Raw genomic sequence first — 15,237 nt, forward strand, 5'->3', positions numbered from 1 at the left:
ATCTACCAAAAAAGAGCGAGTGTTCCGTTCATAGACGGAACACTCGCTCTTTTGATTATTTGGCGTTTTCGCGAATGACGAAACCACGTTTTTTATCGTTATGACGTTTGCCGCCACGTTGATCTTTATTTTTGCGGTCGCTATTTTTGTAATTACGGTCGCCATCTTTATGGTTTTTGTTGCCACGATAGCTGCCACCTTTACCATTGCCACCACGGTTGCGATTACGGTTGTTACCACCGCCACCACCACGGCCATTTTTGTTAAAGCCTTTTTTATTTGAAGGCAATGGTCGTTCTGGGGTAATTTTTACAGGAACCGCATCTGCTGGATCTTTCGCTACTGTTTTTAATAATAACGCAGCTAAGTCTGTCGCTGAATATTTTTCTAATAACGCTTCAGCAGATTCTAGATATTTGTCTAAACCATTTTCTTCTATATCACTTTCGATGGTTTCAACAGCTGCACTTAATTGTCCTTTAAATGCTTCTTTTTCGGTTGGTGGACGTAATGGTGTCATCCGTTTTTTCGTTAGGTTTTCGATGACATGTAAGTAACCCATTTCGTTTGGTGTTACAAACGTCACAGACATACCACCTTTACCAGCACGACCTGTCCGACCAATACGGTGAACATAACTTTCTGGATCTTGTGGAATATCGTAGTTATAGACATGGGTGACACCTGAAATATCTAACCCACGTGCTGCTACATCTGTTGCCACTAAGATATCTAAGTTACCATTTTTGAATGAACGTAAAACGCTCATCCGTTTTTGTTGTGATAGGTCGCCATGGATGCCTTCTGCTTTGTAACCACGCGCTTCTAACCCGCGGGCAAGTTCATCAACACGGCGTTTTGTCCGACCAAAAACAATGGTCAATTCTGGGGTTTGCACGTCTAGTAAACGTGTCATAATGTCAAATTTTTCAAAGTCTTTTGAACGTACATAATATTGATCAATTAAATCAGCCGTCATTTCTTTGGCTTTAATCTTCACATGTTCTGGTTGTTTCATGAATTTCACGCCAATATTCTTGATTGCTGGCGGCATAGTTGCTGAAAATAGAAGTGTTTGACGTTGTTCTGGCACTTGTGAGATGATTTTTTCAATGTCTTCCAAGAAGCCCATGTTTAACATTTCATCTGCTTCGTCTAAAACTAATGTTTCAACAGTTTCTAATTTCAAGGTACGACGATTAATATGGTCTAGTAAACGTCCTGGTGTACCTACAACGATATGTGGACGATCTTTTAGTCCACGGATTTGGCGACCGATATCAGCCCCACCGTAAACGGCTTGGACGCGAATCTTTTTATCGCGGCCTAAACGGAATAACTCTTCTTGTGTTTGGATAGCCAACTCACGGGTTGGTGCAATGACTAATCCTTGAATAACGCGGTTGTCTGCGTCAATTTTGTTAAGCATTGGTAAGCCAAAAGCAGCGGTTTTCCCTGTTCCTGTTTGTGCTTGTCCGATTACGTCTTTTCCTGCTAACGCTAACGGAATTGTTTCTGATTGAATAGGGGTTGCTTCCTCGAAGCCTGCGCGTTCTACCGCTGATAATAATTCTGGCGCTAAACCAAGTTCTTTAAATTTCAAATGATATCCTCCTAGATTTTGTTTCGGAAAGAACGATTTCTTCCTAGTTTCAGGTGTCTTCACTTTCAGTTGTTAAAAAGAAATCCATTATAGTGTGCCAACTATTTCTTCTTTCCTGATTTCACCGAAAAATTCACCTTATGGCATTAGAAAAGCCAAACGCGGTCGTTCAGCTTCACATTTATTATTAAACATAGAAATAGATCTATTTTATTTACTACGATTCAATTTTTCTCGTCATCTTCCGGCAATAGGTCATTCTATCATAGAATCCTATTTTCAGCAAGTTTTATGAAACTTATTTACTTTTCCAAAAGTGCATCGATGACTTCACGAAGTCCCATCCCGTTACTTCCCTTTAAAACCACCATATCTTCTGGCTGTAAAACTTTTTTGACAGCTTCAATCAACTCATTTTTTTCTTCTTTTTTAAAAGAATGAATGTTAGCTGGTGTATAGGTTTCTTGCAATTTATCAGCTAAATAAGCCATTTCAGAACCATATAAAAAGACTTCTTCAATCGCATCTGGGGCTAAATGCTGCGCCATTGCTTGATGCATGGCAGCAGAATCAGGACCTAATTCTAGCATGTCTCCTAAAACAGCAATTCGTTTTCCTACTTTGGACATTTTGCTAAAACTGTCCAGAACAAGACCCATAGCTGTCGGATTGGCATTGTACACGTCACTTAAAATTTCGGCACCATTCGCTGCTTTCAGCCATTCTGTCCGATTCTTTGTTAGTTCCGCTGTAGCCAACCCTTTTTGAATCTCACTATCCGTTAATTGGAAATAACGACCAATGCCAATTGCGATTAATGCATTGGTGACATTATAGGTTCCTGGCACTGGAATCGTAAACGTCATTTGTGTATCACTGATTTTGAATGAGGTTTGCTCTTTGGCTTCATTTGTGACGATTCCTTGAAGTTGACTTTCCTGGCTAAAACCAAAAGTAATCACTTGTTGCGTGACTTTTTCCACCAATGGTTCTAGCAAAGGTTCATCGCTTGGCACAAATAAACTACCGTCTTTGGCTAAACCATCTACGATTTCCATTTTTGCTTGTGCAATGCCTGCTCGTGAGCCTAAATTTTCCACATGGGCTTCGCCAATCATTGTGATGGCAGCAACTTCTGGCTGAGCCAGATTGGAAAGGAAAGAAATTTCCTGAGCGTGATCCATGCCCATTTCTAAAATCAGTTTTTCTGTTTCATCAGGCATGTGTAAAATAGTATAGGGTAAGCCAATTTGATTATTGTAATTGCCTTGCGTTTTGTAAGTCACAAACTTTTCAGATAACACAGCAGCAATTAAATCTTTAGTGGTGGTTTTTCCATTACTGCCAGTCACAGCGATGACATTCGGTTGCATTTTATTTAAATAATAGGTAGCTAATTTTTGCATAGCAACCAGTGGATCAGTAACATGCAAAACAGGCAATTGTTGCGGTGCATCGACTAAATCCTGTCCCCAAAAAGCGGCCTGACAGCCATTAGCCATGGCACTCTCAATAAAACGATGACCATCATTTTCACCTTGTAAAGGAACAAAAAGGTTTCCTTTCACAATTTTACGACTATCAAATTCAATGCCTGTTAAAGGAAAATCAGGCCATTGTTGCCAATCATTACTGGCTTCAACCGCTTGCGCTACTTCCCAGAAGGTTAATTTCATTATGTTTTGCTCCTCTGACACAGGGACTGGGACATGCCAAAGTCTTGTCATGTCCCAGTCTTGTGTGATTTTTTCTTCTTAGTTATTATAAAATTCTTGGCGTTGTTTAAAACGATTCAAAGCTAACTGAATCAGTTCCTCAATTAAATCACTGTATTTCAAGCCCATATTTTCCCACAGTAAAGGATACATACTAAAGTCAGTAAAACCAGGCATGGTGTTCAATTCATTCAGGAATAATTCGTTTTTGCTTGTTAAGAAGAAATCACAGCGACTTAAGCCACTTCCATCTAACATAATATACGCTTTTTTAGCGTATTCTTGCGCTTGATGAGCTACTTCTTCTGGAACATGCGCTGGGATTTGCATTTCAATCGTGTTATTGATGTATTTTGCATCATAATCATAGAAAGCGACATCTTTCACCACTTCACCAGGTAAAGTCGTACGGACATCTTCATTTCCTAAAATGGCTACTTCAATTTCACGTGCTTCAATCCCTTGTTCAACAATTGCTCGGGCATCATAACGGAAAGCTTCTTCCAATGCTTCTTGCAATTCTTCACGATTTTCCGCTTTGCTAATTCCGACACTAGAACCCATATTGGCAGGTTTAACAAAGACCGGATAAATTAAAGAACCTTCACATTTTTCAAAGACTTCTTTTGGATTTCCTTTCCAGTCACTTCTTAAAACTGGCACGAATGGTACTTGTGGAATGCCAACAGTTTGTAAAAGATATTTCGTCATGATTTTGTCCATTGCGTTAGCACTAGCTAAGACACCCGCGCCTACATAAGGCATATTAATGGTTTCCATGAATCCTTGAATTGTTCCATCTTCACCATTTGGCCCATGTAAAACAGGGAAAACAATCGCTTCTTCTTCATAAATTTCCGAAGGACTGATTCGTTTTCCTGAAAATTCGCCTGTTTCTTCAGGTGTTTGTGCCCAAGTTAAATGTAAAACTTCTTTATTTTGTGGTCGTTCAGATAAGAGAGGGCCTTTTACCCATTGACCATCTTTACTAATAAAGACTAACTGTACTTGATAATATTTATAATAGATTGCATTTAAAACGGAATATGCAGACAAAACAGACACATCGTGCTCTTCACTTCTGCCGCCATACAACAAAATAATCTTCAAATGCTTGTCCTCCTAGTTTCTTTCCTGTCTTTTAGAAAAAATTATTTTTCAAATTATCCTTACTTATTTTAGCATAAAACCCAGTTTCATAATAGAAGCAAATTTAGTGAAGGAAAAATTCTTTGCTTGCCTTTTCCTTGCTAAAGACTCCGTTCCACCAGCTCAATAAGGGCTTGTTTAAACGTTGTTCTATCTTGGTCTGTAAAAGGTTTAGGTCCTTTCGTTCGGCCACCTTTTCGCCGAATTTGGCCACTAAAATAGCGTTGTTCTAACAAGCCATCAATATTTTCTTTCGTATATTGATAACCTAGTTGATGTAAAACTGACACTCCTTTTGGCAAAACCAAGGAAGCTAAGCCATAATCTTGTGTAATTAAAAGATCCCCTTTTTTTATTAACTGCACAATTTTAAAATCAGCAGCATCCGCTCCTTTATCAACATACACAAAAGAGACATTTTCTGGATAATCTTTTAAGGAATAATGATCTACACTAGTAACAATCACCACATCCAAAGCTTTCTCTACAGCGACTTCAATAACCGTCTCTTTCACAGGTGAACCATCGCCATCGACAAAAATTTTCATTCATTTCCCTCGCTTCTTCCTTGCTCTAACCATTTGGGATGACGTTGAAAGTAGTGTTGTAATTCGTCAAAAACGACTTCTTTAACCACTTCATATAACTCTGTATTTCTTAAAATGGTTTTCGTTGCATCAGTGTAGCGGGGCTTTGGTATCGTAATGGCTAAAACAAAATCAAATTCTGCTAAAAAACTATCTGCTGTCACAGATAATGAGTAATGTTGCTCCTCTAAAAATTGATTAAAGGCGGCCACTACGCCATCAAGAAAACCCTCATAGTGGGTTCCACCAAGACTAGGATAATGCCCATTAACAAATGTTTTTTGCACTTGCGGTGCATGATTTTTACTCAAAATAAATTGAACAAGGGCCAATTCTGTTTGCTTGGCTTGAATAATCGGTGCGGCTTTTCTAGTTAATGGGTTATCTTTTTCAAATAAATAATTACTTAAACCTTTAGGGTAATAACAAAGATTTTTTTGTTCCTCTTCTTGTGTTAAGAGAATCTTTAAGCCTGGATTCAACATGGCAATCTGTTGACATTGTTGTAAAACACGCATATAAGAAAGCGATTCTGTACCAAAAATTTGCGTATCTGGCCAAAACAAGACTTCAATTCGTTCCTGGGTTTCTTCAATAGGTAATAATAATCGTTTTTTCAATTGCCCTTGATGGTAAATAAAAATAGTCCGCTGTTTTTCTTGATCGATACTGATTCCTACTTGTTTTGAGAAGGCTTGTAAAACAGATAAATACAGAAAAGGTGGTTCTAAATCGACTTGCTTTTGTTCAAAAACAAGCGGTCGTGTGGAAGATACCTGAAAAGAGATTTGTTGACGCGATAACTGTATAGCAATTTTCCCTTGATTCTTTTCAATGAAAAACTCTAATAAACCGTTAATTGTCTGAACAAGTAAATTCTCTAAGCCGACTAAGCCAGTCGTTCCAATGAACGCTTCTGGTCGTTTTTGAATCCGTTCAATAAATTCATCGTTTTCTAAAACTGTTAAAAGATGTGCAACACTCATCCTGCTGCCTCCTTTGCAATCTGTTTCTTTTAATTATAATGAAAAAAAGACCAGAAGAAAAGCCACACGCGACTTTTCTTCTGGTTTTCTTCTTTAACGAATTAAATCAAGATTCGGATGCTCAAGAACGTGATTCACTTGTTTGACCGTTGTCAAAGGAATATCTCCTTGAATCGTATGTGCAAGGACCCCATTGACTGTGGCAAAGGTAACTGCCTTTTCTAACGACCAATTTTGGCTATAGCCATATAAAATCCCCGCCGCATAAGCATCGCCAGCGCCAATTCGATCAAGATTAAGAAGCGGTCTTTTTTCACTCTGTTGGTACTCATTTTGGGTATATAAATACCCACTTAAGTAGTTTTGATTTTGGGAATGACTTCTCGTTGTCCCAGCAAACCATTCCAAATTGTATTGAGACATGAAACGCTGAATCAGTTCAGTTTCTTGTGCCTCACCTTCTAAATCTTCTCGCGGAATGAAACCTAATAGCTCGACCAAATCACGTCGACTGCCAAAAACAATATCACAATAAGGTAAAATGCGTTCGTACTGTTGACGCATAAAGAGTGCGCTATTTGCTGTATTCAAACTAGGTCGATAATTAAAATCAAAACAAACTTTCTTTTGACAGGCATGCGCCTTTTGAGCAAGTATCAAAGCAGCATCACGAGTTTTTTCAGTTAAACTTAACGAAATACCACAAATATGCACCATATCTACTTCCGCTAAAAAGGCCTCAAAATCGTAGTCCTTCGCCTCGCTGATGCCAAAAGCACTCTGATGGCGATTTTGATAAGTTACTTGTGTGGGTCGGATTCCATAACCCATTTCTGCAAAAAAACTACCAATATGATCGCCCTTTTCTCCTACCCATTGATCTGAAATTCCTAACTTCCTTAGCGCTGCTTTGCCAGCTTCACCAAGACGATTGGCAGGTAATTTCGTAATCAATGCTGTTTCTAGTTGAAAATGAGCCAAATTTGCTAAGAGATTTACGCCAGTCCCTACAAAGTTCATTCTTAACTGCTCTGTTTGTTCTAACATTAGATACTCTGGCGGAGTGAAACGAAGCATGACTTCACCAAACGCAGCAATTTTCATCTTTGCCACCTACTTATTCAATGTGTTTTTCATCATGGTTAGTAACGTTTTCACGTCTTCTGTTCTAGTGTCCCCTGTTTCTTGATCGATAATTGAGCTGTAGACATGAGGAATGATTTTTTTAACGCCGGCATCCACCGCAATCTGAACAATTTCTTCAAAGTTTTCTAAATCAATGCCTCCTGTTGGCTCTAAATAAAAGTCATACTTGGCACAAGCTGCTGCTACTGCTTGGTATTCTTCTTTGTGAGCCAAGCCTTTCATCGGGAAATATTTAATGGAACTGCCCCCCATGTCTTTCAACAATTTGATGGCGGTTTCGATAGGTACTTCCGCCGCTGGCGCACCCGAGCTTAACGGACCTGTCGCAATGTTGACATAGCCAACTTTGCCTGTGGGTGAAACCAAGCCATTAATCACTGTTTCGTCTTGACGCAGTAAGGCCCGCGAAGCGCCGATACCTGTGAAGACTTGGTTCACGTGTTGCGGTTGTAGAACTTCTGATAAGCGAGCCACCATTTGACTTTGATTTGGATCACCAGCTCCTAAGCCGACAGATAAAGCGTTGTTGGTTGCTGCTTGGTATTTTTTCATATCGTCAATGGCTGCTTCATCGGTTTCATAGTTTTTTGAAAGGACGCCTAACACAACATGCCCTTCTGCTGCTTCATAACAGGCTTGGGCATTTTCTACTGAATTGGCTAAAACGTTTAAACAAATGCGTTCTTCTAAATAATTAGGTTTTAATGACATGGCTTATTTCTCCTTTGTATCCATAATTTCTTGTAATCGTTGCACGATTTTGTTCATTTCTTCTTGATTGACAGAACGAATGTCAAATTCAATGATGCCATTGTTGGCTTGATATTCTCGCGTATAAATAGCTGGACTTTCTGCTTTTAATGCTTGGATGACTTCCTTGGCAGTTTTTCTGCCGTCCACTTTGACACTGGCGCGATAAATGTCTCGTCCAGCGCCATCTTGGACAATTTTGGCGGTTAAATATGACAAGCTGTTGATGGCTTCAACAAACGGTTTTAAGCGTTCTTGCATCGAAGCCCCTGATTCACTGCCATGCGCCAAGTATTCTTCCACTGCTTGCGTAAAGCCTAGGATATTGTCTTTGCCAATTTTCATTGCTCGACCAATGCCTTTGCCTTGCAGGCGCACCCAGTCAATGTATTCTTTTTTCCCGACCACTAAACCGGCACTTGGCCCTTCAATGGCTTTGGCGCCGCTGTAAATCACCAAATCAGCGCCTGCTTCGGTGTATTTGAAAAGATCTTCTTCTGCTGCCGCGTCAACAATTAGCGGCACCTTGTGGCGTTGCGCCACTTTGGCCGCTTCGGCCACCGTCAGCATACTTTTTTGCACGGTATGATGGCTTTTGATGTATAGAATGGCCGCTGTTTTTTCAGAAATCATCATTTCCACGTGTTCTGGACTGCACATGTTGGCGTAGCCAGCTTCCACCACTTGGCCGCCGCCTTGCGCTACCATAACTTCTACAGGCGTGCCGTAGTCCACGTTGTGCCCTTTAGGTAAAACAATCTCCCGCTGTTCGATCTTTTCTGAATAGGGATGATACGCGTGGTACAAGCTGCCTTTTCCAATCAAGGCAGCCACCGATTGGGCAATCCCCGCCGAAGCCGAGGAAACGATTTGGGCATCTTCTACCTTCAACAAGTTGGCTAAAAAGGCCCCTGTTTGCACACTAAGTTCACTCATTTCAAAGAAATGTTCGCCGCCGAATCGTTGAGCTTCTAGGACTGCCTCCGAAACTTTGGAGACACCTAGAATGGTCATCTTGCCAGAAGCATTAATGACTTCTTTTAAGTGGAATTTTTCGTAACTAATTGTCATAGATTTGTCCTCCAATAATTGTTTTGATTGGGCGAATTTGCTCTTTGGCTACTCGTGTCAATCCATTAGAATCAGTCAATGTTTTTTCTTCTGCTTGAATCGTGAAAATCGTTAAATCAGCATCTTTACCTATTTCCAACGTGCCTTTTTGCGTTAAATGGAAATTCTCAGCAGGAGCCTTGGTTACCTTTTCAATAATTTCTGGCCAATCATAGCCGACCACACGGAGTTTTTCCATCGTTGTGGCTAAATCATAAACAGGACCATTTTCTCGGTTACGGATGTAGATATCTGTGCTAATTGATGCAGCTTTCATTCCCTCGCGCAACGCTGTTTCAGCTACGTGAAAATTGAAACTATCCGTACCATGCCCGATATCAAATACGACCCCTTTGTTGTACGCTTGCCAAGCGAAGTCTTTTATTTTATCCGTTGCTTGGTCTAAGATACCATTTTCTTTCCCATTAAAACAATGGGTTAGGACATCCCCTTTTTCCATCAAGGTTAAAATTTCATCTAAATGAGGCGGTGCTGATCCAATGTGAACCATTAAGGGAATTTCTTGGTTTTCTTGCTGAATCTGTTTGGCCAATTCTAAAGGCGTAATGCCGTTATCGCCAATAACGGTCCTACTCATACGGGCTTTAATCCCTACAACAAAATCTGGTAATTCTTGAATCGCTTTTTTGACTAAACTCGCTTGTACTTTACTTAAATCTGCGAGTTCGTCCTGAGCAACGATGCCCCATTTAGAAATATTGACTAATCCAAAAACATTTGTTTTTGCTTGCTGCGCTAAGTCATAAAATTCATGAATGTTTTCAGCACCTGTTGTCCCAGCATCAATCACTGTCGTAACACCCTTTTTGACCCCAATTTCATCTGGATAATCATAATAAAGAGCCATTTTTTCAAAACAATGAACGTGATTATCTATCCAGCCTGCGGATACATAAGTACCTGGTTCTAAGTGGATAGTTTCTTTTGCAGAACCTAAAATAGTTGCTGCAACAGCAGCTATTTTTTCCTCTTTAATTGCAATTTCAACAGGCATACCATCTACTGTCTGTCCATTTTTTATAAGTAAATCGTAGTCCATATTCTTCCCTACTTTTCTATAAATCTAAATTTTGTCCAAGGCTTAATGAATTCTAATAATACAAGTTCTTCTTCTATAATACGCCCTACTCGATTTTTGCGTGAGTCTTGATGTGGTTCTAAAACGACTTGTAATTCATTTTTGTATTTTCCAAATGCATCATTTCCCACAACAACATCTCCAGGTTGTAGCATTGCTTGATTATCATGTGGGGGATTAGCTTCATTTTTATATTTTTTACGCACTTCTGTGGAACGAATCATCTGCTGAGTGATATCTCCACGGCGAAAATGTTGATTTTTTGTTACGATTTCTTTTTCAATTTCAGAAGTCGCTTCTTCAAAAACAATGGTCAATTCTGTTTGATAACGATTCAACTGACCCAATGCTTCTAATTCTTCGTTGGAAGCATAAGCATTTCCAATAACAACATCATCAATTAAATTTGTTGCAAATAAATGTTTAGCTTGAACAGTGACTGGCAACTGTCTATGCATTTCTAAAGTAGGTAGCCCATCATTCACATCCCAAGGACCAATTTCACCTACCTGAGATGAAATAAAAGCAGCTGTCCGAATACCTTCCTTTTTAAAACGGATGCTACATTTTTCAAAGAAATCATACGGCAATGCAGTTCCCGCTTGTGGATAAAAGTTATGACAACCATATAAAAAAGATCGATTCGCTTCATACGTCAAAATGTTATCAAGATAAGCGACATCATTACTCATATTCAACTCAATAGCCACGCCGAATGGATTAAACGTCAACATGGCTTCTTTATTTCCATCAAAACCTGTATCCAACCGAATCCCATCAGCTCCTAATTCGCTGAAAAAAGTCAAATCATCATATGAAATTTCCAATTCATCAAAGATACTTGGAACGACATCTAAAATTGTTTCAAATCCTAAATTTTTCGCATAACTAATTAATTCTTTAAATTTTTTCTGAACTGCTTCTTTGCCATCGGTCACTTCTAACATACTCATAAAAATTCGAGTAAACCCACATTCGCTGGCTTTTTTTAAATACGCTTTATCTTGATTGATATCACTATGATCTGGATAAACTGATACACCTAATGCTCTTTTCATCTTCGTTCTCACACTCCGCTATTTTCAAATTTATTTCGAAATTTCCAAGCAATCACCGAGCTACACAGGATTGTTGTAGAGCCAACGAGCAATACTGGTTGATTTAGAAATCCGCCAATTATCATGGAAAGAGTAATACAAACTGCCGTAAAAACCAACGTCTTTACCAAACCAAATTGATAAACAACAGTAGGCAACTGCCCTTTTTCTATAATAATTTGACTAACGATAAAAAAGAAAATGAACCAAATAATCATCTTATACGCTCCTGACTTTCTTCTCTGACTTAGAAGGGGCAGGATATTCATATCAGAACACCCGCCCTAACATTTTTTAATTTTTCGCTGCTTGTTCAGCTGCTAATTCTTCTGCTTCTTTATCCAATTGTTGTTTTTCATAAACTTTGAAAAATGGATAGTAGATAGCCATTGTAATTAAGAAGTTAACAATCACTAATACTGCGGCCGAAAAACTCCAATTGGTACTCATCCAAGCAGCAATTGGTGCTGGAATTGCAAACGCTAAACGTGCAGCCATCATCGGAATTATATTAGCGACTGTTAAGAAATAAGATAACGTTGTGGTAATTAACGGTGCCACGATAAACGGAATACCTAAAATAGGATTCATTACGATAGGCGTTCCGAAAATAACTGGTTCATTAATATTAAACAAGCCTGGTAAGAACGATAAACGGCCAAGACTTTTCAGATACGTTGATTTAGAAAACATCATTAAAACAACTAAAGAAAGCGTAGTTCCAGCGCCACCAATCCAGATAAACCATTGTAAAAACTGTTCTGTAAAAATATTAGGTAACTGATGAACGTTTGCGCCATTGGTAAAAGCTTCAAGGTTTTCTGCAATCGACATATCCCAGAAAGGACGAATAACTGGGCCCATAATCGCTGGACCATGAATCCCTAAAACCCAGAAGAAACAGATTAAGAAGACTGTTAGTAAGCCGCCAAATAAACTGTTACCAGCAAGGATACCTTTAAGTGGCATTAATAACGTACTCAAGAAACCATTCAAATCAAAACCAATTACGTGGCGAATAACCCAGAATAATAAAAGAATAACTGCTCCTGGAATTAACGCAATAAATGAATTTGACACTTCAGGCGGTACGCCATCTGGCATCTTAATCATAATATCTTTTTCAATAAAGAAGCGATAAATTTCAACAGATAACAGCGCTGTTACAATCGCACCAAATAAAGAAGCTGAACCTAAATTTGCTAAATTAATATAGCGCCCTGCTGTAATGACGTTGTCAACATCTTCAAAGACACGTGTTGGTGGTGCCGCTGTTACTAAAAAGGCCATTAATGCTAAAATTCCGCACGTCAAAGAGTCAAGCTTATAACTTTTGGCCAATGATGAAGCAATCCCAAATGTTGCATAAAGTGCAAGTAACCCCATCGTATAGCGGGAAGGAATATCTAAAATTGCTTGATAAGGTTCAATCAATTTTGTGTATGCCTCAATTGGAATATTTTGAAAAATTGTAAAGAATGAGCCCACAATTGTTAAAGGCATCGTTGCAATTAATCCTTTTCTAATCGCTGTCATATGGCGTTGCGAACCAAATTTATTCGCAATCGGCATTAACTTAACTTCCATCCACTGTACAAAACCATTCATTTGTTAATTCCTCCGTTCAACTAATAAAAATAATAATTATTTCGCATTTATAATAACATAGTAACGTTATAATGTAAACGCTTATTCTTATTCATGACAGAGAAAGTGCAAAACAAAAGGCTTTTTCTGATTATAAAGAAACCGGGAATATTGCACCAAAAATCATTGCGCCTAAAATTGCGCCCCCAGCGATTGGCTTTTTCCAAATGTAAAAACCTAAAGCGCCTAATGTGGCACCAATCCCAATAGGAATCGAAGCTCCCGCCGCACTCAAAATAATTAATGGACCTAAGAAACGTCCTGAGGCATTACCAGCACCCATCATCACATCCGCACCAAAAGTGGAATTTCCTTGATTGATAGTAAATTTCCGAATCAACACAATTACGTCACCAACTGCTAACCCTAGTAGCGCACCTGTTAAAAGTGCTAAGCCAAAGTTTTCTACAGGTGCTTTAATACCCATGCTGAGGAAAATTGCAGGTACGCCAATCCCGATCCCCGTTAAAATTGAGCCACCTAAATCTAAAATCCCGACTAAAGAACCTTCTAAAATTCGTGCAAACAGGAAACTTGCACCAAATGCTGCGGCAGCGCCATAAGAACCACCATCTAAACCAGCTTTTAGCATCGCAACAATTGAAACTTCATTAAAGGCGCCCACACCATAAACTACATACATATGTGTTCCTGCAAAAATTGCCGCTGACATAATCCCGACTAAAATGGGAAAGCCCCAATCAGCATACCAAAAACTTTTGCCTTTTAAACCTTCTTGAATTTCTTGTTCTTGTTGTGCCCATTCATTTTTTTCTTGCTGTTCCATCTATGAGACCTCCTTTTTTCTATTTAACGGTGAAGACATTGTGTAAATTATTTAACCATTGAGGAATAGACAAGCGGAAACTTTCGATCATTTCTAAGTCGAACCCTCGGAAGAAGCCACTTAAAATAAATAATAAGATAATGGCACCAAGCATGCCGCGTGTCATTCGGGTCCACCCTAAATCATCGACACCTTTACCGATTAAGATCCCTAATACAACTCCTGGGACAGCATTGCCCATGACTAATTGAGATAATCCGCCAAATAATGTTCCCCAGAAACCCGTCCGTTTTCCTGCATCTAAAGCCGCTAGCCAGAATAAAACAGGCATCACAGTATTGATTAAAATCGTTGCTGCAGGTACCAACACCGCAACTGCTGTTACTTGTAGCGATTCTGGAATTGCTGCAGCTGTACTATTTAAGAAAGCCACAGTCGCCATTCCTACAAAGGCCCCGACAATCCCCATTTTTTTGGGATTATGCATCGTTTTAGTGACATCTTTATCCTTTACCAATAAAATTGCTGCAGCCCAGTTAGGCACAATCCGGTGGGTCACATCTTGTGTAAAGGCCCCTGCTCCGACGGCCGAAGCCCAAGCATTAAAGAAAAAACCTAAACCAAAAGAAAAGTGTGATGCTGGATCTCCTTGTGCCGCGTTCATTTCTCCTAATGTTCTAAATGCCCCTAACCCTTGCGTTTGTGGTGCATGAAACATCCGAGCAGCGCCTGCGCCAGCTGCAAAACCTAGTAAACCACCAATAAGCAATGACTTCAGCAAAATGATTACAAATTCCATTCCTTCTTCCTCCCTTTATACGCCTCTTTTTGAAAGAAACGGAACTACTACTGCGTTCGGTTCTTTAATTGTTTCCGTTAAAAAATCAACTTCTTCGACTGCAATGGCTTGGATTTCCACTTCTACAGCTAGTTCGACATGATAAATCACTCTCTTTCTAGGAAAGAAGAAGAACAGAAATTTTTCTGTATAAACTTGTTCTTTTGCCTGACGAATAGTTACTTCTTTCGGTTCAATCCGGATGAGGACCTCTGTTGTTTCTTTTAATACTTTTTTTGAAACATCATTCAATGCACTTGCAAAAGCTTCATTCTTCTTATTACCTTTTCCAGAAACAATCACGGTTTGTGTTGACCGTTTTGTGGCATCCATAATTACCGCTCCTTTCTAAGTTACTACTTTCTATGCTCCGTGTTTCTTAATAAATGCTTCAGTTACTCGTTTACCAAGTTCTTCCTGATCCATAAAACCAAATCCAAGAACAGTTTTCCCATCGTTAATTGCTGTTACCCCTTCTTCGATTGATCGCATGCCATGTCTTTCGGGATACCCGTATTTAGTAGCAGCCGTTAACGCCCCTGCACCACCACTGCCACAGAAAGAAATGCCTAAATCAGCCTTTTCTTGTTGCATCACATCTCCTAAACGCATATCAGCGCCCATTCCTGGAACAACAACCGCGCGACCACCGGCTTGCTCCACTCCTTTTGCAACATTTTGTCCTTTTCCTAAACGATCTGCGATAACTACTGTAATCATAAC

16 protein-coding genes are annotated in these 15,237 nt (G+C 39.4%); all 16 read right to left on the reverse strand.

Translation table 11 applies throughout. From position 1 onward, the window contains the following. Positions 1-55: 55 nt before the first annotated feature. Entirely contained in the window at positions 56-1,603 is a 1,548-nt protein-coding gene (cshA, locus tag IGL80_RS10790; protein ID WP_002358790.1) for a degradosome RNA helicase CshA, read from the reverse strand. 302 nt (positions 1,604-1,905) lie between these two features. Beyond that, positions 1,906-3,279 (reverse strand): UDP-N-acetylmuramoyl-tripeptide--D-alanyl-D-alanine ligase, encoded by a 1,374-nt coding sequence (locus tag IGL80_RS10795; protein ID WP_002358789.1) that lies wholly within the window; start codon positions 3,277-3,279, stop codon positions 1,906-1,908. 78 nt (positions 3,280-3,357) lie between these two features. After that, positions 3,358-4,428, reverse strand: a complete 1,071-nt coding sequence (locus IGL80_RS10800; protein ID WP_002355721.1) for a D-alanine--D-alanine ligase — start codon at positions 4,426-4,428, stop codon at positions 3,358-3,360. A gap of 140 nt (positions 4,429-4,568) precedes the next feature. After that, on the reverse strand, positions 4,569-5,015 hold the full coding sequence (locus tag IGL80_RS10805; protein WP_002358788.1) for a YaiI/YqxD family protein: 447 nt from the start codon (positions 5,013-5,015) through the stop codon (positions 4,569-4,571). After that, complete coding sequence (locus tag IGL80_RS10810) at positions 5,012-6,040, reverse strand: hypothetical protein (protein WP_002355719.1); 1,029 nt, start codon at positions 6,038-6,040, stop codon at positions 5,012-5,014. The genes IGL80_RS10805 and IGL80_RS10810 overlap by 4 nt, the downstream gene beginning before the upstream one ends. A gap of 93 nt (positions 6,041-6,133) precedes the next feature. Beyond that, entirely contained in the window at positions 6,134-7,144 is a 1,011-nt protein-coding gene (locus tag IGL80_RS10815) for a sugar kinase (protein ID WP_002358787.1), read from the reverse strand. 9 nt (positions 7,145-7,153) lie between these two features. Beyond that, entirely contained in the window at positions 7,154-7,897 is a 744-nt protein-coding gene (dagF, locus tag IGL80_RS10820) for a 2-dehydro-3-deoxy-phosphogluconate aldolase (RefSeq protein ID WP_156194068.1), read from the reverse strand. Positions 7,898-7,900: 3 nt separating this feature from the next. Next, a complete protein-coding gene (locus IGL80_RS10825) occupies positions 7,901-9,007 on the reverse strand; it encodes a DgaE family pyridoxal phosphate-dependent ammonia lyase (protein ID WP_010708295.1) in 1,107 nt (368 codons plus the stop codon). Further along, entirely contained in the window at positions 8,997-10,106 is a 1,110-nt protein-coding gene (locus IGL80_RS10830) for an amidohydrolase/deacetylase family metallohydrolase (RefSeq protein ID WP_002358783.1), read from the reverse strand. The genes IGL80_RS10825 and IGL80_RS10830 overlap by 11 nt, the downstream gene beginning before the upstream one ends. Positions 10,107-10,114: 8 nt before the next feature. Next, positions 10,115-11,203: a DUF871 domain-containing protein gene (locus IGL80_RS10835; protein WP_002358782.1), complete on the reverse strand. Its 1,089-nt coding sequence runs from the start codon at positions 11,201-11,203 to the stop codon at positions 10,115-10,117. Between the two features lie 8 nt (positions 11,204-11,211). After that, positions 11,212-11,511, reverse strand: coding sequence for a hypothetical protein (locus IGL80_RS10840; protein ID WP_002363233.1), 300 nt, complete (start codon positions 11,509-11,511; stop codon positions 11,212-11,214). A gap of 25 nt (positions 11,512-11,536) precedes the next feature. Next, a complete protein-coding gene (locus IGL80_RS10845) occupies positions 11,537-12,850 on the reverse strand; it encodes a PTS sugar transporter subunit IIC (protein ID WP_002358780.1) in 1,314 nt (437 codons plus the stop codon). A 130-nt stretch (positions 12,851-12,980) separates the two neighbouring features. Then, complete coding sequence (locus IGL80_RS10850; protein ID WP_002358779.1) at positions 12,981-13,676, reverse strand: DUF4310 family protein; 696 nt, start codon at positions 13,674-13,676, stop codon at positions 12,981-12,983. A gap of 19 nt (positions 13,677-13,695) precedes the next feature. Beyond that, positions 13,696-14,475, reverse strand: a complete 780-nt coding sequence (locus IGL80_RS10855) for a DUF4311 domain-containing protein (protein WP_002355709.1) — start codon at positions 14,473-14,475, stop codon at positions 13,696-13,698. A 15-nt stretch (positions 14,476-14,490) separates the two neighbouring features. After that, the gene (locus IGL80_RS10860; protein WP_002355708.1) at positions 14,491-14,847 is read right to left on the reverse strand and encodes a DUF4312 family protein; all 357 of its coding nucleotides are present in this window, start codon (positions 14,845-14,847) and stop codon (positions 14,491-14,493) included. Positions 14,848-14,877: 30 nt separating this feature from the next. After that, positions 14,878-15,234, reverse strand: coding sequence for a glycine-rich SFCGS family protein (locus tag IGL80_RS10865; protein WP_002355707.1), 357 nt, complete (start codon positions 15,232-15,234; stop codon positions 14,878-14,880). Between the last annotated feature and the right edge of the window lie 3 nt (positions 15,235-15,237).

It is taken from the genome of Enterococcus sp. DIV2467a (genome assembly GCF_050532945.1).
Classification (GTDB): Bacteria; Bacillota; Bacilli; order Lactobacillales; family Enterococcaceae; genus Enterococcus; species Enterococcus faecalis.

Bases quoted from the DNA above. Each gene is read 5' to 3' on its own strand.
- IGL80_RS10795 (WP_002358789.1), bottom strand. From the start codon at position 3,279: ATGAAATTAACCTTCTGGGAAGTAGCGCAAGCGGTTGAAGCCAGTAAT.
- IGL80_RS10815 (WP_002358787.1), bottom strand. From the start codon at position 7,144: ATGAAAATTGCTGCGTTTGGTGAAGTCATGCTTCGTTTCACTCCGCCA.
- IGL80_RS10845 (WP_002358780.1), bottom strand. From the start codon at position 12,850: ATGAATGGTTTTGTACAGTGGATGGAAGTTAAGTTAATGCCGATTGCG.
- IGL80_RS10830 (WP_002358783.1), bottom strand. From the start codon at position 10,106: ATGGACTACGATTTACTTATAAAAAATGGACAGACAGTAGATGGTATG.
- dagF (WP_156194068.1), bottom strand. From the start codon at position 7,897: ATGTCATTAAAACCTAATTATTTAGAAGAACGCATTTGTTTAAACGTT.
- IGL80_RS10835 (WP_002358782.1), bottom strand. From the start codon at position 11,203: ATGAAAAGAGCATTAGGTGTATCAGTTTATCCAGATCATAGTGATATC.
- IGL80_RS10805 (WP_002358788.1), bottom strand. From the start codon at position 5,015: ATGAAAATTTTTGTCGATGGCGATGGTTCACCTGTGAAAGAGACGGTT.
- IGL80_RS10850 (WP_002358779.1), bottom strand. From the start codon at position 13,676: ATGGAACAGCAAGAAAAAAATGAATGGGCACAACAAGAACAAGAAATT.
- IGL80_RS10860 (WP_002355708.1), bottom strand. From the start codon at position 14,847: ATGGATGCCACAAAACGGTCAACACAAACCGTGATTGTTTCTGGAAAA.
- IGL80_RS10855 (WP_002355709.1), bottom strand. From the start codon at position 14,475: ATGGAATTTGTAATCATTTTGCTGAAGTCATTGCTTATTGGTGGTTTA.
- IGL80_RS10840 (WP_002363233.1), bottom strand. From the start codon at position 11,511: ATGAATATCCTGCCCCTTCTAAGTCAGAGAAGAAAGTCAGGAGCGTAT.
- IGL80_RS10825 (WP_010708295.1), bottom strand. From the start codon at position 9,007: ATGACAATTAGTTACGAAAAATTCCACTTAAAAGAAGTCATTAATGCT.
- IGL80_RS10865 (WP_002355707.1), bottom strand. From the start codon at position 15,234: ATGATTACAGTAGTTATCGCAGATCGTTTAGGAAAAGGACAAAATGTT.
- IGL80_RS10810 (WP_002355719.1), bottom strand. From the start codon at position 6,040: ATGAGTGTTGCACATCTTTTAACAGTTTTAGAAAACGATGAATTTATT.